Genomic DNA, 21,573 nt, shown 5'->3' with positions numbered 1-21,573 from the left:
GTTGCGACGAAGAGGCGAGCGAGCATGAGTACTGTCATGGACATGGACGAGCGCTACAACCCGTTCACCGGCAAGCGAATCGTGCCGGGCCTCGACGACGCGATCCCGGCCGCCGCCGCGCTGGGCCTGGAGCCGCCGCGCTTCTGCGAACAGTGCGGACGCCGCATGATCGTGCAGGTGAGCCCGGACGGCTGGTGGGCCAAGTGCTCCCGGCACGGCGTCGTCGACTCGGCCGAACTGGAACGCCGCTAGTGGCGTCGCCGTTGCGCGGTGAGGTGCGGGCGGCGGCTGTGGTCGCCGTCGCCGTGGTGGTGGTGAGCGCGCTCGCCGGTGTCGGCTGGGGCCTGCTCGCGCCGACCGAGCGGCTGCTCGTGGTCGAGCCGGGTCGCGGTGTCGGACTGACCGGGGAGAGTGCGCATCAGTTCGACGCGCTGGCGTTGTTCGTCCTCGCGGGGGCGGTGCTCGGATTGCTGTGCGCACTGGCCGTGTGGCGCTGGCGCTCGGCGCGTGGGCCGCTGTTGCAGCTGGGCCTGCTGATCGGTTCCGGCCTGGGTGCGGTGGTGATGGCCGGTGTAGGGGAGCAGGTCGCCGAGTGGTCGCATCCGCGCCCGCACGACCCGCCGGTGGGCCAGATCGTCACCTTGCCGATCGAACTCGGCAGCGACCTCGCGCTGATCGTGCAGCCGTTGATCGCGTCGTTCGTCATGCTGTTCCTCGCGGCGCTGAGTACCTCGGCGGATCTCGGCAGTGGCCGCCGCGCCGCCCGGAAGGAGGAAGCCTCCTACGACGGCCAGGGCGCCTTCATACCCTATGGTGACGCTGCGAGCAGCGCAGAGCTGCCCTATGGTGGCTACCAGCCTGCCCCAGAGGGATATTCGCTGCCCGAATATCGCCAGCGCCGCTGACGCGTCGTCCGGCACGTCGCCGCGACGGGGAAGGCTTTCCGAACCACTTCGGGGTCGGGAACTCGTGGCGTGCTGGGAAGGAATGGGACGTGGCCTTCGTGGGTGGCGGTCCGGTCGTCGAAGAGCTCGACGCCAAGTTCTGGCGGGTGACCGAACCACTGGTCTATCGCGGTGCGAGTGAGGAATTCGTGGTCCCAGCTGGTTTCCGGACGGACTTCGCCTCGGTGCCGCGCCCGTTGATCTGGCTGATTCCCCGCTACGGCAGCTATACCCGTGCCGCCATCCTGCACGACTACCTGCTGAGCACGAACACGGTCGGCGTGGCCGACGCCGACGGCATCTTCCGCCGATGCCTGCACGAACTCGGAGTCTCCCTGCCACGCCGCTGGATGATGTGGGCGGCCGTGCGCGCGGCGCACCGGTTACGCGGCGCGAGTGCGGGCGACGTCGCCCGGTTCGTCGTCGTCGCGGTCCCTTCGGTGTTCTTCCTCGCCGTTCCCGCGACCGTGGTGACGGTGTTCCTCCTGTTGTTCTGGTTGGTGGAGTTGGCCTTCTGGGCCGGGTCGCGCCTAACGCAGCGGACCGAAGCTCCGCCGCCCGGTCCGCAGATGAAGACCGCCTGACCGACCTGGGGTCTCGGTGCGAACTTCGTGCGCGCTGCTGGCGAGCCTCGCGCCGGCGAGCCCGGCCGGGTCGCCGGATCCGCGCGGGCAACCCGCCACCGGCGCGGACGAGTTCTCGGCTGCCGCAGCGGCGCACGAGTTACGGTGCCGATATGAGCGACGGATCGCCCAGGCTCCCCACCCTCGTCGTCGTCAGTGGCCCGCCGGGGTCGGGCAAGACGACGCTCGCGCACGCTCTCGCCCGGGCGATCGGCTGCCCAGCCATCTGCCGGGACGAGATCAAGGAGGGCATGGTCCACGCGACGGAGAACTACGCCCCGAGCCGCTCGAACGAGCTGAACCTCCGCACGCTGCTGGTGTTCTTCCAGACGCTGGAACTGCTCCTGCGGGCCGGTGTCACGGTGGTGGCCGAAGCCGCCTTCCAAGACCGGCTGTGGCGTCCCGGCCTCACACCGCTGCGCGCCCACGCCCAGCTCCGCATCGTGCACTGCACGATCGATCCAGCTCTCGCGACACAGCGAATCCACCAGCGCCACCGTTCGGATCCGCTCCGCCGTGCCCACGACGATCCAGACCACCCCGCACCCGCCGCCTTCCAGCGCATCTCCCTCGACGCGCCGACACTCGAGGTCGACACCACCTCCGCCTACCGCCCCGACCTCCCGGCGATCGTCGCCTTCCTCGACGCCTCCTCATGATCAACGGCACACGACAGAGGGCCTTCTCGCGAAATGCCGCAACCATGTGCCGCTGATCTTGAAAATCCGTTGGAGCCGACGTGGGCGCGAGGATATGGTGGGCGGCCGGAGTGGCCGAGGGTTGTCGGAAAGGGGCTGGGGTGGTGAAGACCGCGCATGCGGTGGAGGACGGGGCGGCTTCTGCGCGGGGCGAACGGGCCGATCTGGCGGCGTGGCGGCGGCGGGATGCGCTGCGGCGCGGTAATGCGGCGCGGCCCATTCCGAGCAAACGGCAGTACCGTCGCCGGGACAAGCATCGCAAGACTGCGGCAGAAGGCTGAGCAATGCCTGACCGCCGCTTCCGCGGCCGGCATCTGGCGTACCCGCCGATATCGCCGGCTTTCCGGCCGGTTACGAAGGGCCGGGTGGGCGCAGCGCCGCGAATTCGTCTGTCACGCGCAGGCCGGAGTCGGTGAAGCGGTACACCGCGGCGGGGCGGCCGCCCGCGCGGCCGGGGGCGGCGGTGGCTCCGGTGGGGGTGATCACCTTGCGGCGGGAGAGGACTCGCTGAAGGTTCGTAGTGTCCACGTCGTAACCGAGTGCGGCGCAATAGATTTCGCGCAGTGTCGACATGGTGAACCGGTCCGGCGCGAGAGCGAAGGCGATGTTGGTGTAGGACAGTTTCGCCGCCAGCCGGGTGCGGGCGTGGTCGACTACCGTGCGGTGGTCGAAGGACATGTCCGGCAGTGCCGACACCGGGTGCCAGGCGGTGTCCGGGGGCAGCTGCGGGTCGGCGGTCAGCGGGACCAGCCCGAGGTAGGCCGAGGCGATGCGGCGCGGGCTCGGCACCCGGTCGGGGGCGCTGAACACGGAGAGCTGTTCCAGATGACTCAGCTCGCGCACGTCGACCTTCTCGGCGAGCTGGCGGCGCGCGGAGGCGTCGAGGTCCTCGTCGTCGCCGAGACGTCCGCCGGGGAGCGACCAGGTGCCCTTCTGCGGGTCGAGTGCGCGTTCCCACAACAACACCGCGAGTTCGGTCCGCTGGTCGGGCGGGCAACGTAGCAGCATGCCTTCTGCCCGGTCGGCAGGGGCGTGACCTGCGGCGATGTCCCGGGGGTAGCGACGAACCTGGAACACCGCGGTGAGCGATTCGTGGATGGTGCTACTATGGGCCACGTTTTCGATTATAAGTCGAAAACCTGGTTTGGTGCGAATCGGCGGTGTAGCCGACCGCACGAGGAAGGGAGCCATCCATGGCGACGACGGGTGCGAAACTGGCGCCCCCGCTGATGGGGCAGGTGTTCGACGGACCCTCCGGGTTCGCGGGTGTCGAGGCGACGCCGGAGTGGGCGCAGGAAGTCAAGCGTCTGGCCAGGGAGCGCAACGCGACAATCCTGGCGCACAACTATCAGCTGCCGGAGATCCAGGACGTGGCCGACCACGTCGGCGACTCGCTGGCGCTGTCGCGGATCGCGGCCGAGGCGCCCGAGGACACCATCGTGTTCTGCGGCGTGCACTTCATGGCCGAGACCGCCAAGATCCTGAGCCCGGCGAAGACCGTGCTCATCCCCGATCAGCGTGCGGGATGTTCGCTCGCGGATTCGATCAGCGCCGACGAACTGCGCGCCTGGAAGGCCGAGCACCCGAACGCGGTGGTCGTGTCCTACGTGAACACCACGGCCGAGGTGAAGGCGCTCACCGACATCTGCTGCACCTCCTCCAACGCGGTGGACGTGGTCGCCTCGATCGACCCGGACCGCGAGGTGCTGTTCCTGCCGGACCAGTTCCTCGGCGCGCACGTCAAGCGGGTCACCGGCCGCACGAACATGCACATCTGGGCGGGCGAGTGCCACGTGCACGCGGGCATCAACGGCGACGAGCTCACCGAGCAGGCGCGTACCCACCCGGACGCGGAACTGTTCGTGCACCCCGAATGCGGGTGCGCCACCTCGGCGCTGTACCTCGCGGGCGAGGGAGCGTTCCCGGCCGATCGGGTGCACATCCTGTCCACCGGAGGCATGATCGACGCGGCCAAGGCGGCGAAGTCGAATCAGGTGCTCGTGGCCACCGAGGTCGGCATGCTGCACCAGCTGCGCAAGGCCGCCCCCGGCATCGACTTCCAGGCCGTGAACGACCGGGCGTCCTGCAAGTACATGAAGATGATCACTCCGGCGGCCCTGCTGCGCTGCCTGGTCGAGGGCCGTGACGAGGTCCATGTCGATCCGGAAACCGCCGCGCTGGGCCGCAACTCGGTGCAGCGGATGATCGCGATCGGCAATCCCGGCGGCGGTGAATGAGTCCGACCGCTGCCCTCGCGGCGGCGGGTCGCTCTCCGGCGCAACGCGCTGACCACAGCGCCCGCGCCGCGGAACGTTCGCGGATCGGAAGACAGAGAGGCGCGGGGCGATGACAACCCGGGTTTCCATCGACTGGGAGGCCGAGGCCGATCTGGTCGTGATCGGCGGTGGCGTCGCGGGACTGACCGCGGCGCGCACCGCGTCACTGCGCGGGCTGCGGGTGCTCACGCTCAGCAAGGGCGGGCCGACGGATACGTCCACCCAGTACGCCCAGGGCGGCATCGCCGTCGTGGCGCCGCACGGTGACTCGGTCGAGTCACACGTGCACGACACGGTGGAGGCGGGCGTCGGCCTGTGCGACGTGGACGCCGTGCGCTCCATCGTCGAGGGCGGGCAGGACGCGGTGGCCGCGCTGACCGACCTGGGCGCGGTGTTCGACCTCGGCCGCGACGGCCAGATCTCGCGGACCCGCGAGGGCGGCCACAGCACCCGCCGGATCATCCATGCCGGGGGCGACGCCACCGGCGCCGAGGTGCAGCGGGCGCTGAACGAAGCCGGCTTGCCGGTGCTGTTCGGCGCGGCCGTCGGCGAGATCGTCACGGGGCCGAACGGTGTGCGGGGCGTGGTCGCGCTGTCGGACCGAGGTTTCGGTGTCGTGCACGCGCCCGCTGTGTTGCTGGCCACCGGCGGGCTCGGCCAGTTGTACGCGCTGAGCACCAATCCGCCGGGCGCCACCGCCGACGGCATCGCGCTCGGGCTGTGGGCCGGCGCCGCCGTCGCCGACCTCGAATTCGTGCAGTTCCACCCGACGGTGCTGTACACCCCGGGCGGTATCGGGCGCAGGCCGCTGATCAGCGAAGCGGTGCGCGGCGAAGGCGCGACATTGGTCGACACCGAAGGCAACGCGGTGACCGAGGGGGTGCATCCACGGGGCGATCTCGCGCCTCGCGATGTCGTCTCCCGCGCCATCGCCGCGCGCATGCGGGCGCTGGGCACCGAGCACGTCTATCTCGACGCCCGCTCGATCGACGGTTTCCCGCAGCGGTTTCCGACGATCACCGCCTCGTGCCTGGCGGCGGGCATCGATCCGCGCACCGACCTCATCCCGGTCGCGCCTGCCGCGCATTACCAGTGCGGGGGCGTCGTCACCGACACTCACGGCCGTACCGGAGTGCCCGGCCTGTACGCGGCCGGAGAGGTCGCGCGCACCGGACTGCACGGGGCGAACCGGTTGGCGTCCAACAGTCTGCTGGAGGGGCTGGTGGTCGGCGAGCGTGCCGGAGCCGCCGCCGCCGAGCGGCTCGGTGAGCGGGCCCGGGTGAGTGAGATTCCCACTCGCGTAGCCGAATACGTCGACCGCGACGTAGTGCAGCACCTGATGACCACGCACGCCTCGGTGGTCCGCGACCGCGCCGGACTCGCGGAAGCGCTCAAGCGACTCGACGACGTGGTCACCAACCGCGACACGCTCGCCGCCGCCACCCACCCGATCGCCGGAATCGAGGACGCCGCACTCACTCTCGCGGCCCGCGCGCTGCTGCTGGCCGCGCTCGCCCGCACCGAGAGCCGCGGCTGTCACACCCGGTCCGATCACCCGGACGCCCTGCCCGAACTCCGCCACAGCCTCCCGATCCGGCTCAACGGCGACGGCGTCCCCGAGTACGCCCCCATTCCCTGACCACACGCACCGAGCGCGGCATCCGGTGGACCGCGAGAACCCCGCTCGGTCAGAGAGGAACGCTTCGATGGCTCTGGACGACGCCCTGGATCGCGACGAGGTGCTGCGCGTCATCCGCGCCGCGCTGGACGAGGACCTGCGCTACGGCCCGGACGTCACGACGACGGCCACCGTGCCCGCGGACGCGGTGATCAAGGCATCGGTGGTGTCGCGGGAACCGGGAACCGTGGCCGGGCTCGACGCCGGGCTGCTGGTGCTCGACGAGGTGATCGGCGCGGACGCCTACGAGATCACCGACCGCGTCGCCGACGGCACCCGGGTGTCGCCCGGACAGTCCGTGCTGACCTTGATCGCGCCCACCCGTGGGCTGCTCACCGCGGAGCGCACCATGCTCAACCTGGTGTGCCATCTGTCCGGCATCGCGACGGCGACAGCCGCCTGGGTGGACGCCGTCGCGGGCACCCGCTGCCGCATCCGGGACAGCCGCAAGACGCTGCCCGGACTGCGCGCGCTGCAGAAGTACGCCGTGCGGGTCGGCGGCGGCGTCAACCACCGGATGGGTCTCGGCGACGCCGCCCTGATCAAGGACAACCACGTGGTCGCCGCGGGGTCGGTGGTCGAGGCGCTGCGCGCGGTCCGCGCCGCCGCCCCCGACATCGCCTGCGAGGTCGAGGTCGACAGCCTCGAACAGCTCGACGCCGTGCTCGCCGAGAACGTGGAACTGGTACTGCTGGACAATTTCCCGCTCTGGCAGACCCAGGCGGCAGTGCAGCGCCGCAACGCCGCGTCACCGCGGACGAAACTGGAGTCCTCCGGCGGCCTGAGCCTGGACGTCGCCGCCGACTACGCCCGCACCGGCGTCGACTACCTCGCCGTCGGCGCGCTCACCCACTCGGTCCGCGTCCTCGACCTCGGACTGGACATGTAGGTACCCGCCCGAACGCGCAAGCCGCGCAGCGTGGCTCGGTCGGACTCGGCGAATGCGCGAATCTCCATGTCGCCCGAGCTACCCGGCGGTGCGCCGGGGCGCTCGGTCAGGCGGTGAGTTCCCGTTCCAGCGGCGTCCGGAAACGGGGAATGGCGCGCACGTCGCCGTACCATTCGGCGACTCGCTGCGCCTGCGCGGCGATCATCGCCTCGGCGTCGGTCCCCACGTCTTCGAGCAGGCGGTAGACGATCTCGCCGTCACCGCGCTGCGCCCAGCCGCCCACGATGCGCCCGTCCCACCAGACGGTGGGCCCGATGTTCCCGTTGCGATCGAACAGGTTCGGTGCGTGGGGGCCGAGGAACCATTCTCGAGCCTGCCAGCCCATGGGCGTCGGATCGAGCGCGGGAAGCAATGCCGCCCATGGCTCCGGGGCGGCGACCGGCTCCGCGTCGTCGGCCAGTAGTACGCCCGTCACGCCGTCGAGGTCGACCTCGATCAGCTCGAGCGCGCCGAGCGCCGCGCGCACCTCGCCCAGCGTCCACCCGGTCCACCACTTGATGTCGGACACCGGCGCGGGACCGAACGCGCGCAACCAGCGGCGGACCAGCTCGGCGCGGGCTTCTGCGGCCGGAATCACGGGGACGGGGTCCGGCAACCACGATTCGATCGGCGCCCAGGTGTACTGGCTGCTGGTCCAGCTGCCGTTCGGCCGCCCGCGCACGATGCGGCCTTCGCAGCCGAGCGTCACCAGTACCCAGGTGGTGATGTTCGTCGGCTTCGAATACGGCTTGTCCGGCGCGGTGTTCACCTGGGTGCGCAAGCGTGGGACGTCCTTGCTCAGCTGCGCGCCGGTCGCCGCGCCGCGATCGAGCAGCGCCTTGTGCGTCTCGGTCTCGACTTCGGCCCACCAGCGCCGCACATCGCCGTCCCCGATGCCCGCCTGTTCCAGGTACTTGCCGTAGGTGCGCCGCTGTTTGTGCGCCAGCGCGTCCGCGCACGAACCCTGCAGGATCGCGACCAGCTCCACCGGCACGACGAACATGGTGCGGCGCATGGCCAGCATCCGTAGCAGCGAACGGTCGTCGTAGAGCGCCTGTTCGACATCCGCGGGCGCCAGCCCCTCGGCGCGGGCCGCGACGGAGAGGAAGACAGTCGCCGGATCGGTCGCGTGCAGGGCGACCAGCGAGCGGGCGATCTCCGCGACCTGTCCGGCCCGCTCCGGGATGGCCAGCCGGTGTCGCACCGCCAGCCGGGCGCGCCGCTCGGCGACATCAATCGAACGCATAGGCGAATCGTAGCGTTCGCACCGTCGGGTCAGAGGCCGAAGCGCTCCGGAGCCGGGTGCAGCGTCCGGCAGGCGTCGCGGACGGCCTCGGTCGCCGCCGGGCCGCACGCGCCCGCTTCGCCGCCGGGCCGCACGCGCCCGCCTCGCCGCCGATCAGGATGCCGGTGCGGACGACCGCGTCCGCCTCGGCCGGCTTGTGCATCGCTTTGGCGATCTGCCGCAGCACGTGCGCGCAGCCGAGGACCGGATCGTTCGCCAGCCGATTGCAGTTGTCCTCGAACAAGGCGCGCAAGTCGTCGACCGGGAAGTTGCGCAGCACCGGATCCGCCGCGACCAGTTCGGCGACGGTGCCGCGTCCGCCGCCGACGTCGCGTCGTCGGCCACGGCGACCAGCGCGCACAGGGCCACGGCGGCGTCGCGAAAGGACCCGCCGCGCAATTCGTTCCGCCTGGCGAGCAGTTGTTCGCGCCAGGTCGCGGCGATCTCGGGCGTCGGGTCCTGCCCCACAAAGTTCTGGATCAGTCGGCGGGCTCCCAGGCGCGGACCAGGTCGAGCAAGCCGGGAAAGCGCGCCTCGAGATCGTCGACGCGGACCTGGCTGCGGCGTTCGAGTCCGTAGCGTCGCTGCCGGGTGACGCCCGCCTCGCGCAGGACCCGGAAGTGGTGCGTCAACGTGGATTTGGGGCGATCGATGCCGAACCAGGAGCACGACCGGTCGGTGTCGGGGGAGTCCAGTAGCAACCGGCGGACCATGGTCAGGCGCAGCGGGTCGCTCAGCGCGGCCAGCACGTGATCCAGTCGCAGGTCGGCGCGGGCCGGCTCGGGCAGGACGGAGGTGGCATCGGCGGTGTCGGCGGCCGCTGGCATCGCGTTCTCCTCGGATTTCGGACGACTTGTACGACTTCTATCGTACTAGGCGCTAAGTTCGATTACTGTCGTACCAGTACGAAAAAATTCGAACCAAGGAGTGGTGATGGGATCGACGGTGACGGTGCCACGCACGGAAGCACCACGGACGGGCGGACGTTCGGTGTGGGCGGCGGCGTGGCCGGTGTTCGCGGTGTTCGTGTTGTCGAACGCGCCGACCCCGCTGTACGTGGTGTGGCAGCGGGCGATCGGCTTCTCCGCCGGGACGCTGACCGCGGTGTTCGCCTGCTACATCGCCGGATTGCTGGGTGCGCTGCTGGTCGCGGGCGTGGTGTCGGACCGGGTGGGTCGCAAACCGGTGCTGCTGCCCGCGGTGGCGGCGGCGGTGGCGGCCTGTGTGTTGTTCGCGGTCGCGCAGTCGGTCCCGCTGCTGGCCCTGGCGCGGCTGCTGACCGGCCTGGCGGTCGGCGCGACGGTGTCGGCGGGAATGGCGGCGGTCACCGATGTGGGCGGGTCCGACCGCAAACGGGTCGCCGCGCTGGCCGCGTCCACGGCGATGGTGCTGGGAGCTGGGAGCGGGCCATTGCTGGCAGGCATCCTGTCCGAAGCGCTGCCCGGCCCGACGGTGACGGTGTTCCTGGTCGAGATCGCCGTGCTCACTACGGCTTTCGCGGTGGTGGCCCGGTTGCCTCTGCCCGCCGGTGCCGGCGGGCGCGGACCGTGGATCCGGATCCCGTCGGTCGTAAGGGAAGGCCGCACCGCGGTGCTGCTGGGGATCGCGGTGTTCGGACCGGGCATCACCGCGACGTCGTTCGTCCTGTCGCTGGGGCCGTCGGTGCTGGCACATCTGCTCGGTGTCGCCGACCGGGTGCTCGCCGGTGCGGTGGCGTTCGCGATGTTCCTGGCCGCGACCGGAGTCCAGTTCGCGGCCCGGCGGTTCGGTGTGGGCGTCATCCTGCTCGGCGGCACGATCGCGACCGTGACGAGCATGGCCGCGCTGGTGCTCTCACTGGTCGCGACCTCGCTTCCGCTGTTCGTGACGGCGGCCGTGCTCGCCGGTGCCGGTCAGGGGCTCGGCCAGTTCGGCGGACTGACGGCGATCAGCGCGAGCGTGCCGGGCGAGCGGCTGGCCGAGGCCAACGCCGCGCAGAACGTCGGGGGGTATCTCCCCGCCGCGGTGCTACCGCTGGCCGCCGGGTTTCTCGGCGACGCTTATGGATTGAGCGCAGGTGTGATCGCGTTCGGCGTGGTGGTCGGCCTCGCGGCCGCAGCGGGCGGACTGCTCGTCGTGGCGCGCCTGCGCCGCGATGCCGCGCTGACGGCGTGACATCATCCGGGGATGCGATGGGCATCTCTCGTATCGTGCTGCGCGTTGGCCGGTGTGCTCCTGACGACAGTTCTTGTGGCGCCACGAGTTTCGGCGGATGGGGACTGCGCCGTCGATGTGGCGGTGCGCCCTGTTTCGCTGACCGTGGACGGGGAGGAGGCGACCGGCCGGGTATTCGAGCCCTATCGGTGCGCCGAGGACGACGCGACCGCGCACGCGCTCGTGGTCGCGGTGCACGGGCACGACGGGTCGTCGGCCGATTTCGCGGGCTACCTCGAGTCGATCGCCCGGCGCACCGCGACGCCGATCCTGTCGATGGATCTGCGCTCGGCGCAGAGCATGTGGCGCACCGGAGAATGGAATCTGTGGGCAGGGTGGCGCGACATCGTCGCCGCGACCACGTGGTACCGGGATACCCATCGCTCGATCACCCGCACGGTGCTGTGGGGCTGGAGCCAGGGCGGCATCACCAGTGGTCTCGCGGTGGCGCACGGCCCGCGCGGGATGTTCGACTACTGGGTCGACAATTACGGTCCCGCCGACGATTTCACGATGTGGTTGGGCGCCGGGTCCGTGGATCCGGCGCTGCCCGCGCAGATCGAGCGCGACGCGGGTGGCTGCCCGCCCGCCACCTGCCCGCTCGCCTACGCCGAACGCTCGCCCGCGCTGCTGGCGGCCCGGATGGACGTGCGGCGGGCGTTTCTCGTGCATGGCACCGCCGACGACGTGGTGCCGTATGCCACCAGCGTCGAGATGCGCGCGGGGCTGCTCGCCGCGGGCCGACCCACCTCGATGTACACCGTCGTGACCGGCCGCGATCTGAACGGGCAAGTGGTTCCCGGCGACCACAGCGTCGGACCGGCCCTCTTCGAGGGCGGTTGCGTCGTCGAGCGCCTGCTGCTCGGCGCGGAGCCGGTCGACGGCCCGGATCGCGACTACCTCGTGGACGTCGCGCACGACGTCGTCACCGCACCGGCCGCCCCGCCGGGCGCGAAGTGCGCGGCGTGAGGGAACACGATCGCCGTTGCGCGCAGTTGACCGAGAAGAACCGACGACGAAGTGAGGACGCGATGAGCAAACCCGCCGACCCGGCTTACCACTGGAACGGAGCGGATCTCGATCTGGACGCCTACCTGGCCCGGATCGGGTTCGACGGCGAGCGCGCCCCCACCGTCCGGACGCTGCACGAGCTGGTGCGGGCGCACACCACCGCGATCCCGTTCGAGAACCTGGAGATCATCCTGGGCCGGTCGATCCCCCTGGATCTGGCGACCTTGCAGGACAAACTCGTGCGGCGCCGCCGCGGCGGTTACTGCTACGAGAACGTCGGACTGTTCGCGGCCGCGCTGGAACGGCTCGGATTCGGTGTCACCGGCCTCAGCGGTCGCGTGAGCATGGGCGCGGGCACGGCGCTGCGGCCTGCCACCCATGCCTTGCTGCGCGTGACGACCGCCGACGACGACCGCGTCTGGCTGTGCGACGTCGGCTTCGGCGCCGGACCGCTGGTGCCGTTCGAGTTGTCCGCGGGCGAATTCACCGGCGGCGACTGGCAGTTCCGGCTGGAGAGCAGGCGCGGCGAGCTGGATTCCGACCTGTGGGTACTGCACCAATTCGGCCGAGACGGTTGGATCGACCGGTACAGTTTCACCTTGAATCCGCAGTACGGCATCGACTACGCCGTCGGCAACCATTTCGTGTCGACCTCGCCGCGTTCCCCGTTCACCACCCGGCCGTTCGTGCAGCGTTTCCACCCGGAAGTCCACCACGTGCTGGACGGCACCACGCTCGTCACCGAGTACCCCGACGGCACCGGCAACACAAGGGAACTGGAGCCGACCGAGCTGCCCAAGGTCCTCGCGGAGGTGTTCGACATCGACCTCACCGAGGCCGATGCCGCCGCACTCGCGAATGCTCCGTGGATACGCGACTGACCCCGCGAGCGGGCTGTTGACCGGTGATGTCCGGCTGCGCCCATTATGGTCGTCGGGTGCGTACCAACCGGAAAGCCCTCGTCCTGTTCGCCGCACCGCTGCTCGTGGTCGCCGCCTGCTCGTCAGGGCCGGACCAGCCCGATACCGTGGCAGGGCAGTTCGCCGAGGCGTTGAACCGCGACGATATCGCCGCCGCGGCCGCGCTCACCGACAATCCGGCCGTAGCCGCCGACACCCTCGGTGCGCTGTACGACGGCCTCGGCAAGGACGTGCGCTTCGACGTCCGCTCGGTCGACGACAACCGCTTCGCCCTGGCCGCCACCTGGAAGCTGGGCGCGGACGGCAAGTCGGAGTGGACCTACACCACCAACGGCGCCGCGCACGACGACGGGAACGGATGGCGGGTGAAGTGGGATCCCGCCACGGTCGCCCCCGGGCTCGCGGCGGGGCCATTGAGCTACGGCAGGGTTTATCCGCAACCGGCCCGCATCCTCGATTCCGCAGGCGGCGAGCTGATGACCGAACAGGTCGTCACGCTGGTCGACGTCGGCCCCGGCGCCGACATCCCCGCGGTCGCGGATCTGCTCGGCCCACTCGCGCCCGGCCTCACCGCCGGGTCGGTGCAAACGGAACTGGCGGCGGCGCAAGGAAAGCCGATCACCGCGATCACCTTGCGCGATTCCGACCTCGCCCCGATCCGAGACCGCCTGGCCGCGCTGCCCGGTGTCACCCTCGCGCCGCAGACCCGCCTGCTGACGACCGACAAGGCGTTGGCCGCCCCGACCCTGTCCGGACTGGCCGAGTTGTGGCAGCAGTCCGCCGACGCGCACGCCGGGTGGGCCGTGCGCGCCCAGACGCCGCAGGGCACCGAGCGGGTCGCGGGAACGGATCCCACGCCCACCGCCGACATCGCGACCACGCTCGATCTCGGCTTGCAGCGCGCGGCCGAGGCGGCGCTCGCCCCGATCGCACAGCCCGCGGCGATCGTCGCCCTGCGTCCGTCGACCGGCGAGGTCGTCGCGATCGCGCAGAACGCCCCCGCCGACGCGCAGGGCCCGATCGCGCTGACCGGGCTGTACCCGCCGGGTTCGACGTTCAAGACGGTCACCGTCTCCGCCGCGTTGCAGGCGGGGACGGTCACACCCGACACCGTGCTGCCCTGCCCCGGCACCGCGAACATCGAGGGTCGCCGCATCCCCAACGACAACAATTTCGATCTCGGCGCGGTTCCGCTGCACACCGCGTTCGCCCGCTCTTGCAATACCACGATGGGCGCCCTCGCCGTGCGATTGCCCGCCGACGCGCTGACGAAAGCGGCCACACAACTCGGCCTCGGCATCGATTACGTCACACCGGGCCTGACCACGGTCACGGGGAAGGTGCCCGCGGCCGAGACCTCCGCGTTACGTGTGGAGTCGGCGATCGGTCAAGGGCAGGTGACAGCGTCGCCGTTCGGCATGGCCCTGGTCGCCGCGTCCATCGCTCGCGGCTCGGTGCCCGCGCCCACCCTGGTCGCGGGCAAGCCGGGCACCCCGGACCGCACCTCGGACGCGCTGCCGCCGCAGGTCGACGACCAGCTGAAAGCCATGATGCGCGAGACCGTCACCGGTGGCACCGCGACCCAATTGCGCGACATTCCCGGCCTGCTCGGCAAAACGGGCACCGCGGAGTACATCGATGACGCCCACGCCCACGGCTGGTTCGTCGGCATCGACGGCGACCTGGCCTTTTCCGTGTTCATCAGCGACGCGGGCAGTTCGGCTCCCGCGGTGGACGCGGCGGGCCGGATGCTGCGTGCTCGCGGTTAGTCCCTTTCGGGCGATTCGAGGCAGTGTGAAGGCCCGGCTGACGCGTGCGAGCATTCCTACGCCCGCTACACTCATCCCCGGACCGCGTGAGTAATCAATATGCGGGATGTCACGATTTCGAGAAGGTTCGGAGTAGGCGCCATCGATACCGGTCAGTTGATCGCGGAGCATTACCGCCTGGTCGAGCGGATTGGTAGCGGCGGCACGGGCGTGGTCTGGCGTGCCGTCGACGAACGCCTCCAGCGCTCCGTGGCCGTCAAGCAGATCCACATCCAGCCGAGCCTGCCCGAGGCCGAACGCGACGTGGTGCGCCAGCGCGCGATCCGGGAGGCCCGCAACGCCGCCCGTTTCCAGCATCCGAACGCGATCGTCGTGTTCGACATCACCGAGCACGAGGGCGACCCCTGCCTGGTGATGGAGTACTTGAAGTCCAAGAGCCTCGCCGCGGTGATCGCCGCGCAGGGCACCTTGCCGCTGACCCAGGTCGCGCGGATCGGCGAGCAGGTCGCCTCGGCGCTGATCGCGGCGCATCAGGCGGGCATCGTGCACCGTGACGTGAAACCGGGCAACATCCTGCTCGATGATCACGGCACGGTGAAGATCACCGACTTCGGCATCTCCCGCGCCACCGGTGACGTCACCCTCACCGAGACCGGGCTGATCTGCGGCACCGCCGCCTACCTCGCGCCCGAGGTCGCCCGTGGCTCCGATCCGAGTCCCGCCTCCGATGTGTTCGCGCTGGGCGCCACGCTGTTCCACGCGCTCGAGGGCGAACCGCCCTACGGTGCGGGCTCCAATCCGCTCGCGGTGCTCTACGCGGCCGCGAACGGTCAGCTGAGCGAACCGCGCAACGCGGGCCCCGCCACGGACTTCCTGCTCGACCTGCTCAGCCCCGAGCCGCGCGAGCGTCCGAGCATGCGGGCGGCGCGCGAGCACCTCGCCGCGTTCGCCGACGCGGGCCCGGCCCCGGTGGCCGCCGGATTCGTGCCCGCCAGCGAGGCATTCGCCCGGCCGAGGGCGGGCCAGTCCGAATCGGCGACCCGCGAGCTGCGGCCTTCGGCGATGGCGTCGACGCCTTACACGCCGACCGAGCGCCAGCCGCGCTCCCGTCCGGTCCCCCCGCCGCCACCCGCCCACCCGGACACCGCGACGCACCCCCGCACCATGGCCCAGCCGCGGCCGCAGTCCCGGCAGGGCTCGGGCGGCAAACGTCGCGCGATCTTGATCGGCGCACTGATCGGCGCGGTCGCCGTCGTCGGGGCCATCGTGGTGAACATGATGAGTTCGTCGGGTTCGGGCACCAGCACGGCCCAGGGCAGCACGTCTTCCGTGGTCGCGTCGACGCGCCCAGGCGCGAACACGACGTCGGCCGCCGCCTCGGTCGGGGAGACGAAGAGCGTCGGCAAGGCCGACTCGCGGCAGTCCATCGATCTAGTGGTGAACTTCTACAACAATCTGACGTACTCGAGCTTCTCCGCTGCTTGGAAACAGCTGACCCCCGCTGCCCAGCAGGTATACGGCAGCCAGCAAGCCTTCGAGGACTATTGGACGCAGAATCGGGTGTCGACGTTCAACACCGTCGACACCGGCGGCGGTTCGGGCGTCAACGCGGACGGTTCGGTGGACGTCAACGTGGCCAGCGTGTCCTACGGGAGCCGGAACAAGTCGGTGACGCTCCGGTTGATCAATCCCGGAAACGGGTCCGTGCTCATCGACAGCGACACCCGCTGACGCGTGAACCCGGCGCACCCCCCGCGATAGATCGAGAGCGGTGCCGGACTCGGCGCGCCGCGGGAACACCCCCGCTGCCCGGACCTGCGCACATGGGTCCACTGCGACCCCGCCGCCCGGACCACGCGGATAACGGCTGGCGTCGGCCCATTAGGCTGGTAGCGGCAACTTTCCTGTTGCGGAATCAGCTGGAGACAAGGACCGACACCACATGACAACCCGCATCGAGCTCGCCCGCGTCGATCTGCGCGGTCGTACTCCCTCCGTCGCCGAGCTGCGCGCCGCGCTGCCGCGCGGGGGAGTCGACGTGGACTCGGTGCTGCATCAGGTGCGCCCGGTGGTCGAGGCGATCCGTGATCACGGTGTGTCGGCGGCGCTGGAGTTCAGCGAGCGCTTCGACGGGGTCATCCCGGCGACGGTGCGGGTGCCCGCGGCCGAGCTGGAAGCCGCGCTGGAGCGGCTGGATCCGGCGGTCCGCGCCGCGCTGGAGGAATCCATCGCCAGGGCGCGCAAGGTGCACGCCGACCAGCGGCGCGCCGACAAGACCACCGAGGTGGTGCCGGGCGGCACCGTCACCGAGCGCTGGGTGCCCGTCGAGCGGGTCGGCCTGTACGTGCCGGGCGGGAACGCCGTCTACCCGTCCAGCGTCGTGATGAACGTGGTGCCCGCGCAGACCGCGGGCGTCGGCTCGCTGGTGGTGGCCTCGCCGCCGCAGGCCCAGTTCGGCGGGCTGCCGCACCCCACCATCCTGGCCGCCGCGCAACTGCTCGGCGTCGACGAGGTGTGGGCGGTCGGCGGCGCCCAGGGCGTCGCGCTGCTGTCCTACGGCGGCGTCGACACCGATGGCGCGCAGCTGGAACCGGTCGATCTGATCACCGGGCCGGGCAACATCTACGTCACCGCGGCCAAGCGGCTGTGCCGCGGCCTGGTCGGCATCGACGCCGAGGCGGGGCCCACCGAGATCGCCATCCTCGCCGACGCGACCGCCGATCCGGTGCACGTCGCCGCCGACCTGATCAGCCAGGCCGAGCACGATGTCCTCGCCGCGAGCGTGCTGGTCACCGACAGCGAGCAGCTGGCCGACGCGGTGGACGCGGCGCTCACCACGCAACTGGCCGTGGTCAAGCACGCCCACCGGGTGACCGAGGCGCTGCGCGGCAAGCAGTCCGGCACCGTCCTGGTCGACGACATCGAGCAGGGCCTGCGCGTGGTGAACGCCTACGCCGCCGAGCACCTGGAGATCCAGACCGCCGACGCGCCCGCGGTCGCGGCCAGGGTGCGCAGCGCCGGCGCGGTGTTCGTCGGCGCGTACGCGCCGGTCAGCCTCGGTGACTACTGCGCGGGCTCCAACCACGTGCTGCCCACCGCGGGCTGCGCGCGGCACTCCTCCGGCCTGAGCGTGCAGACCTTCCTGCGCGGCATCCACGTCGTGGAGTACACCGAAGCGGCGCTGAAGGACGTGGCAGGCCACGTGGTGGCGCTGGCGAACGCCGAGGACCTGCCCGCACACGGCCAGGCCGTGCAGGCGCGTTTCGAGGCCCTGTCGTGACGCGCGCGGTGAGCGCGCCCGGCGCGGACCTGACCCTGGAAGATCTGCCGCTGCGGGAGAACCTGCGTGGCAGGAAACCCTACGGCGCACCGCAATTGACGGTCCCCGTGCAGTTGAACACGAACGAGAACCCGCATCCGCCGAGCCGGGCGCTGATCGACGATGTCGCCGAATCGATCCGGGCGGCCGCCGCGGACCTGCACCGCTATCCGGACCGCGACGCCGTCGCGCTGCGCACCGACCTGGCGCGGTATCTGACCGCGCAGACCGGTGTCGCGGTGCAGACCGGCAACGTCTGGGCGGCCAACGGCTCCAACGAGATCCTGCAGCAGCTGCTGCAGGCCTTCGGCGGACCGGGCCGCAGCGCACTGGGTTTCGTGCCCTCGTACTCGATGCACCCGATCATCTCCGAGGGCATCGACACCGAGTGGATCGAGGCCAAGCGCAACGCCGACTTCTCCCTCGACATCGAGCACGCGCTGGCCGCCATCGCCGAGCGCAGGCCGGATGTGGTGTTCGTGACCAGCCCGAACAATCCCACCGGGCACAGCATCCCGCAGGACGACCTCGCGCGCATCCTCGCGGCCGCCCCCGGCATCGTGGTGGTCGACGAGGCCTACGGCGAATTCTCCGCGCAGCCGAGCGCCATCGGGCTGATCGACCGTTTCCCCGCGAAGCTCGTGGTGACCAGGACGATGAGCAAGGCCTTCGCGTTCGCCGGTGGGCGTCTGGGCTATCTGGTCGCCGCACCCGCGGTGATCGACGCGATGCTGTTGGTGCGGCTGCCCTACCACCTGTCGGTGGTCACCCAGGCCGCCGCGCGCGCCGCCCTGCGGCACGCCGAGGAGACCCTCGGCAGCGTCGCCGAACTGGCCGCGCAGCGCGACCGGGTGGCGGCGGCGCTGCGAGAACTCGGTTACGACGTGATCCCCAGCGACGCCAACTTCCTGCTGTTCGGCCGCTTCACCGACGCGGCGCGCAGCTGGCAGCGCTACCTCGATCACGGCGTGCTGATCCGTGATGTCGGCCTGCCCGGCTACCTGCGCACCACGATCGGCCTAGCCGCCGAGAACGACGAACTGTTGCGGGTCAGCGGACTGCTGGCGGGCACCGACCTGGCGCCGCGATGAACCAGCGCCGGACATCCCTAGGCGACGATTCGATTGGACGTGAGCATGAGTAGGACCGCCCGGGTGGAGCGGGTCACCAAGGAATCCAGCATCGTGGTCGAGCTGGATCTCGACGGCACCGGCAAGACCGAGATCGCCACCGGCGTCCCCTTCTACGACCACATGCTGACCGCGCTCGGCGCGCACGCGAGCTTCGACCTGACCGTGCGCGCGGAGGGCGACATCGAGATCGAGGCGCATCACACGGTCGAGGACACCGCGATCGTGTTCGGTCAGGCACTGGGCAAGGCGCTGGGCGACAAGGCGGGCATTCGCCGGTTCGGCGACGCCTACATCCCGATGGACGAGACGCTGGCGCACGCCGCGGTCGACGTGTCCGGCCGCCCCTACTGCGTGCACACCGGCGAGCCGGATCACCTGCTGCACACGGTGATTCCCGGTTCCGGGCCCGGCGCGCCATACTCAACGGTGCTCAACCGCCACGTCTTCGAGTCGATCGCGCTGAACGCGCGCATCGCGCTGCACGTGCGGGTGCTCTACGGCCGCGACCAGCACCACGTCACCGAGGCCGAGTTCAAGGCGGTGGCGCGTGCGCTGCGCACCGCGGTGGAACTCGATCCCCGGGTGAGCGGGATTCCGTCGACGAAGGGAACCCTGTGAGCGGCAAGTCCGTGGCCCTGCTCGACTACGGCTCCGGAAACCTGCACTCCGCCGAACGAGCGCTGGCGAGGGCGGGCGCGCGGGTGGAGGTGACCGCCGACCCCGAAGCGGTGCTGGCCGCCGACGGTCTGGTCGTGCCCGGCGTCGGAGCGTTCGCCGCGTGCATGGCGGGACTGCGCGGGGTGCGGGGCGAGCGCCTGATCGGTCAGCGGCTGGCAGGCGGGCGGCCGGTGCTCGGCATCTGCGTCGGCATGCAGATCCTGTTCGAGCGCGGCGTCGAGTTCGGCGAGGAGACCGACGGGTGCGCCGAATGGCCCGGCACGGTCGAACGGCTGTCCGCGCCGGTGCTGCCGCACATGGGGTGGAACACCGTCTCCGCCCCGTCCGACAGCGTGCTGTTCGCGGGCCTCGACGCCGACACCCGGTTCTACTTCGTGCACTCCTACGCCGCCCAGACGTGGGATCTGCCGCCCAGCGAGCACTTCGCCGCACCCAAGCTGACCTGGGCCGAGCACGGAGTGCCGTTCCTGGCGGCGGTGGAGAACGGTGCGCTGTCGGCGACCCAGTTCCACCCGGAGAAGTCCGGTGACGCGGGTGCACACCTGCTGCGCAACTGGGTGAACGCGCTGTAGGCCGGTCCCGCGCACCGAGCGCGCGAGACCGGCCGTCCGGTCAGTGCTTCCTGACCTTGCTGACCAGCCAGCGCCCGTCGACCCGGTCCACCGTCACGGTCATCGACATGCGGCTGGTCTGCGGGAGACCGTCGGTCTCGTCGCTGGTCACCGTCCGTACCACGTCGACGTCCACCTCGGCCCGGTTGTCGTCACCCGAGACGATGCGGCAATCGGCCGAGTTGGCCTCGGCGCGAATGTGCGCGGCCTCCGCGCTCGACTGGATGTTGGCGCGGAAGTTCTCGAACTCGGTCCGGAATTCCCCGGTGCTGAGGTCGAGCATCCGCCGCGCGTGGTCGCCGAACCGCGCGTAGTCGTAGGTCGCCGCGGCGGAACCGAATTCGCATCCCGCCAGCCGCGCCTCCTCGGGCGGGGCGGCGGTGGCGGCGGGAGCGGCGACGAAGGCCGCGGAGCATGCGGCTGCCGAAAGAGACAGGGCGGCAGCGAGTTTGGATCGTGACATGCACTTCCTCGGTGCGAAATGGAAGCGGCGACCGGGGTGATCGCCGAGCGGAGACGATACCGCCCGCGCCACCGGGGATCGCGGCGATCTCGCGGCGGATCACGACATCCCGGCTTCGCTGAAACCATCGAGCGATTCGCGAGCACCGTCCCCGGCGAGGACCTCACCTCGGCGCAGCGCCGACGCTGCGCCCTGATCGCGGGCACGGTGTCGCCTGCGCACCGGACCGGGCGGCAGTAACTCGGCGCTATTCGTGACCGCGGGGCTGGATCCTGTTCGACCGCCGGAGCACGCCCACGCCCACGCTCACCGAGATCGAACGGACGGCGAAGGGAGGTCCAGGTCGACCGGGGTGCGCGGATCGCGGCGGCCGTGGTGACGGCCGTGCTCGCCGCTGCGGCCCGGAACCGCTCTCGCGTGTTCGACGCGCCCCTGATCACGGGCGCGTGCCGGTGGACCAGATCGGGGTCGTCTGCACCCGGGACAGACGCCACCCTTCGCCGGTGCGGATCGCGTCGAAGCGGTAGACCTCGCCGAGGGTGTAGACCGGCTGCGGAGGTGTGCCGTCGGAGGCGGCGAGCGCGAAGGTGGCGATCAGGTTGGCCCGCACCTCCGCCGTGTCGCCGCGCAGGTCGATCAGCACATTGCCGATGACGTGCTGGATGCGCAGATGTTCGCCGTGGTTGCGGCTCGCCTGGGCGATCAGCGCGTCGCGGCCCTCGGCCGTGCCGCCGGGTGTCTTCGCGGTCGCGTCGGGGGCGTAGATCGTCCGCAGTTCGTCGAATCGTCCCTCGTCCAGGGCGCGACCGAGCCGGTCGACCAACGCGGTGATCTGCCCGCGGTCCAGCAGTTCGCGCACCTCCGCCGTCGGCGTCGCGGTGGCCGAGGCGCAGGCGGCGGTGAGTGCGGCCAGCGGGAGGGTCAGCAGGGGGAGGGCGAGCCGGACTTTGCGCATCGAACGCACCTTTCAGGATAACGTTGGTGATTCCAACATTGGCTACGCCAACTTAACAGATTGTGGGCGCAGCCAACAAATTTTGGCGA

23 protein-coding genes are annotated in these 21,573 nt (G+C 70.8%); 17 read left to right on the top strand and 6 right to left on the bottom strand.

Annotated features, from left to right (window positions below; all coding sequences use genetic code 11):
- The first annotated feature begins 24 nt into the window (after positions 1 to 24).
- The 5 genes from AB0L97_RS17645 to AB0L97_RS17625 all read left to right on the top strand — a co-directional run bounded on the left by AB0L97_RS17645 (position 25) and on the right by AB0L97_RS17625 (position 2,546).
- Entirely contained in the window at positions 25 to 252 is a 228-nt protein-coding gene (locus AB0L97_RS17645; protein ID WP_355078290.1) for a hypothetical protein, read from the top strand.
- Entirely contained in the window at positions 252 to 905 is a 654-nt protein-coding gene (locus AB0L97_RS17640; RefSeq protein ID WP_364430523.1) for a DUF2567 domain-containing protein, read from the top strand. The genes AB0L97_RS17645 and AB0L97_RS17640 overlap by 1 nt, the downstream gene beginning before the upstream one ends.
- Before the next feature lie 89 nt (positions 906 to 994).
- Positions 995 to 1,528, top strand: a complete 534-nt coding sequence (locus AB0L97_RS17635) for a DUF1353 domain-containing protein (RefSeq protein ID WP_355078288.1) — start codon at positions 995 to 997, stop codon at positions 1,526 to 1,528.
- Between the two features lie 152 nt (positions 1,529 to 1,680).
- Positions 1,681 to 2,226, top strand: a complete 546-nt coding sequence (locus tag AB0L97_RS17630) for an ATP-binding protein (RefSeq protein WP_364430518.1) — start codon at positions 1,681 to 1,683, stop codon at positions 2,224 to 2,226.
- A 140-nt stretch (positions 2,227 to 2,366) separates the two neighbouring features.
- Entirely contained in the window at positions 2,367 to 2,546 is a 180-nt protein-coding gene (locus tag AB0L97_RS17625; protein WP_364430515.1) for a hypothetical protein, read from the top strand.
- A gap of 70 nt (positions 2,547 to 2,616) precedes the next feature.
- Here the strand turns inward: AB0L97_RS17625 and AB0L97_RS17620 are convergent, their stop codons facing one another.
- The gene (locus AB0L97_RS17620) at positions 2,617 to 3,381 is read right to left on the bottom strand and encodes an NUDIX domain-containing protein (RefSeq protein ID WP_364430512.1); all 765 of its coding nucleotides are present in this window, start codon (positions 3,379 to 3,381) and stop codon (positions 2,617 to 2,619) included.
- A gap of 77 nt (positions 3,382 to 3,458) precedes the next feature.
- Here AB0L97_RS17620 and nadA point away from each other — a divergent pair, with 77 nt between their 5' ends.
- The 3 genes from nadA to nadC all read left to right on the top strand — a co-directional run bounded on the left by nadA (position 3,459) and on the right by nadC (position 7,108).
- On the top strand, positions 3,459 to 4,502 hold the full coding sequence (nadA, locus tag AB0L97_RS17615) for a quinolinate synthase NadA (RefSeq protein ID WP_364430509.1): 1,044 nt from the start codon (positions 3,459 to 3,461) through the stop codon (positions 4,500 to 4,502).
- 109 nt (positions 4,503 to 4,611) lie between these two features.
- A complete protein-coding gene (locus AB0L97_RS17610) occupies positions 4,612 to 6,180 on the top strand; it encodes an L-aspartate oxidase (protein WP_364430506.1) in 1,569 nt (522 codons plus the stop codon).
- A gap of 67 nt (positions 6,181 to 6,247) precedes the next feature.
- Entirely contained in the window at positions 6,248 to 7,108 is an 861-nt protein-coding gene (gene nadC / locus AB0L97_RS17605) for a carboxylating nicotinate-nucleotide diphosphorylase (RefSeq protein ID WP_355078283.1), read from the top strand.
- Positions 7,109 to 7,214: 106 nt separating this feature from the next.
- Here nadC and AB0L97_RS17600 read toward each other — a convergent pair whose 3' ends face one another.
- The 3 genes from AB0L97_RS17600 to AB0L97_RS17590 form a co-directional block, all read right to left on the bottom strand.
- On the bottom strand, positions 7,215 to 8,393 hold the full coding sequence (locus AB0L97_RS17600; protein WP_364430501.1) for a winged helix DNA-binding domain-containing protein: 1,179 nt from the start codon (positions 8,391 to 8,393) through the stop codon (positions 7,215 to 7,217).
- Complete coding sequence (locus tag AB0L97_RS17595) at positions 8,380 to 8,793, bottom strand: hypothetical protein (RefSeq protein WP_364430498.1); 414 nt, start codon at positions 8,791 to 8,793, stop codon at positions 8,380 to 8,382. Before AB0L97_RS17595 ends, AB0L97_RS17600 begins: the two co-directional genes overlap by 14 nt.
- 118 nt (positions 8,794 to 8,911) lie before the next feature.
- Complete coding sequence (locus AB0L97_RS17590; protein ID WP_356967776.1) at positions 8,912 to 9,259, bottom strand: helix-turn-helix domain-containing protein; 348 nt, start codon at positions 9,257 to 9,259, stop codon at positions 8,912 to 8,914.
- 106 nt (positions 9,260 to 9,365) lie between these two features.
- On the opposite strand from AB0L97_RS17590, the gene AB0L97_RS17585 reads away from it, so the two are divergent.
- The 9 genes from AB0L97_RS17585 to hisH all read left to right on the top strand — a co-directional run bounded on the left by AB0L97_RS17585 (position 9,366) and on the right by hisH (position 20,027).
- Positions 9,366 to 10,586, top strand: a complete 1,221-nt coding sequence (locus AB0L97_RS17585) for an MFS transporter (protein WP_364430494.1) — start codon at positions 9,366 to 9,368, stop codon at positions 10,584 to 10,586.
- Between the two features lie 123 nt (positions 10,587 to 10,709).
- Positions 10,710 to 11,594, top strand: coding sequence for a prolyl oligopeptidase family serine peptidase (locus tag AB0L97_RS17580; protein WP_364430491.1), 885 nt, complete (start codon positions 10,710 to 10,712; stop codon positions 11,592 to 11,594).
- A 62-nt stretch (positions 11,595 to 11,656) separates the two neighbouring features.
- Positions 11,657 to 12,517, top strand: coding sequence for an arylamine N-acetyltransferase (locus tag AB0L97_RS17575; RefSeq protein WP_364430488.1), 861 nt, complete (start codon positions 11,657 to 11,659; stop codon positions 12,515 to 12,517).
- Between the two features lie 56 nt (positions 12,518 to 12,573).
- Positions 12,574 to 14,325, top strand: a complete 1,752-nt coding sequence (locus tag AB0L97_RS17570; protein WP_364430485.1) for a penicillin-binding transpeptidase domain-containing protein — start codon at positions 12,574 to 12,576, stop codon at positions 14,323 to 14,325.
- 99 nt (positions 14,326 to 14,424) lie between these two features.
- On the top strand, positions 14,425 to 16,056 hold the full coding sequence (locus AB0L97_RS17565; protein WP_364430482.1) for a protein kinase: 1,632 nt from the start codon (positions 14,425 to 14,427) through the stop codon (positions 16,054 to 16,056).
- 211 nt (positions 16,057 to 16,267) lie between these two features.
- Positions 16,268 to 17,605 carry a histidinol dehydrogenase gene (gene hisD, locus AB0L97_RS17560; RefSeq protein ID WP_355078274.1) on the top strand — a complete coding sequence of 446 codons (1,338 nt, stop codon included), beginning with the start codon at positions 16,268 to 16,270 and terminating at the stop codon, positions 17,603 to 17,605.
- Positions 17,602 to 18,735, top strand: coding sequence for a histidinol-phosphate transaminase (locus AB0L97_RS17555; RefSeq protein WP_364430478.1), 1,134 nt, complete (start codon positions 17,602 to 17,604; stop codon positions 18,733 to 18,735). The genes hisD and AB0L97_RS17555 overlap by 4 nt, the downstream gene beginning before the upstream one ends.
- 45 nt (positions 18,736 to 18,780) lie before the next feature.
- Entirely contained in the window at positions 18,781 to 19,395 is a 615-nt protein-coding gene (gene hisB / locus AB0L97_RS17550; protein ID WP_039797249.1) for an imidazoleglycerol-phosphate dehydratase HisB, read from the top strand.
- Positions 19,392 to 20,027 (top strand): imidazole glycerol phosphate synthase subunit HisH, encoded by a 636-nt coding sequence (gene hisH, locus AB0L97_RS17545; protein WP_355078272.1) that lies wholly within the window; start codon positions 19,392 to 19,394, stop codon positions 20,025 to 20,027. The genes hisB and hisH overlap by 4 nt, the downstream gene beginning before the upstream one ends.
- A 40-nt stretch (positions 20,028 to 20,067) precedes the next feature.
- Here the strand turns inward: hisH and AB0L97_RS17540 are convergent, their stop codons facing one another.
- Positions 20,068 to 20,529, bottom strand: coding sequence for a hypothetical protein (locus AB0L97_RS17540; RefSeq protein WP_364430473.1), 462 nt, complete (start codon positions 20,527 to 20,529; stop codon positions 20,068 to 20,070).
- A gap of 436 nt (positions 20,530 to 20,965) precedes the next feature.
- Positions 20,966 to 21,484, bottom strand: coding sequence for a nuclear transport factor 2 family protein (locus AB0L97_RS17535; protein WP_364430470.1), 519 nt, complete (start codon positions 21,482 to 21,484; stop codon positions 20,966 to 20,968).
- Positions 21,485 to 21,573 lie beyond the last annotated feature (89 nt).

It is taken from the genome of Nocardia sp. NPDC051911 (assembly GCF_040681035.1).
GTDB classification, from domain to species: domain Bacteria; phylum Actinomycetota; class Actinomycetes; order Mycobacteriales; family Mycobacteriaceae; genus Nocardia; species Nocardia sichangensis.
The sequence above is the reverse complement of the archived record's forward strand: the minus strand, read 5'-3'. Positions and strand labels throughout refer to the sequence as shown.

Bases quoted from the DNA above. Each gene is read 5' to 3' on its own strand.
- AB0L97_RS17645 (WP_355078290.1), top strand. From the start codon at position 25: ATGAGTACTGTCATGGACATGGACGAGCGCTACAACCCGTTCACCGGC.
- AB0L97_RS17630 (WP_364430518.1), top strand. From the start codon at position 1,681: ATGAGCGACGGATCGCCCAGGCTCCCCACCCTCGTCGTCGTCAGTGGC.
- nadA (WP_364430509.1), top strand. From the start codon at position 3,459: ATGGCGACGACGGGTGCGAAACTGGCGCCCCCGCTGATGGGGCAGGTG.
- AB0L97_RS17610 (WP_364430506.1), top strand. From the start codon at position 4,612: ATGACAACCCGGGTTTCCATCGACTGGGAGGCCGAGGCCGATCTGGTC.
- nadC (WP_355078283.1), top strand. From the start codon at position 6,248: ATGGCTCTGGACGACGCCCTGGATCGCGACGAGGTGCTGCGCGTCATC.
- AB0L97_RS17600 (WP_364430501.1), bottom strand. From the start codon at position 8,393: ATGCGTTCGATTGATGTCGCCGAGCGGCGCGCCCGGCTGGCGGTGCGA.
- AB0L97_RS17590 (WP_356967776.1), bottom strand. From the start codon at position 9,259: ATGCCAGCGGCCGCCGACACCGCCGATGCCACCTCCGTCCTGCCCGAG.
- AB0L97_RS17585 (WP_364430494.1), top strand. From the start codon at position 9,366: ATGGGATCGACGGTGACGGTGCCACGCACGGAAGCACCACGGACGGGC.
- AB0L97_RS17575 (WP_364430488.1), top strand. From the start codon at position 11,657: ATGAGCAAACCCGCCGACCCGGCTTACCACTGGAACGGAGCGGATCTC.
- AB0L97_RS17565 (WP_364430482.1), top strand. From the start codon at position 14,425: ATGCGGGATGTCACGATTTCGAGAAGGTTCGGAGTAGGCGCCATCGAT.
- hisD (WP_355078274.1), top strand. From the start codon at position 16,268: ATGACAACCCGCATCGAGCTCGCCCGCGTCGATCTGCGCGGTCGTACT.
- hisB (WP_039797249.1), top strand. From the start codon at position 18,781: ATGAGTAGGACCGCCCGGGTGGAGCGGGTCACCAAGGAATCCAGCATC.
- AB0L97_RS17540 (WP_364430473.1), bottom strand. From the start codon at position 20,529: ATGTCACGATCCAAACTCGCTGCCGCCCTGTCTCTTTCGGCAGCCGCA.
- AB0L97_RS17535 (WP_364430470.1), bottom strand. From the start codon at position 21,484: ATGCGCAAAGTCCGGCTCGCCCTCCCCCTGCTGACCCTCCCGCTGGCC.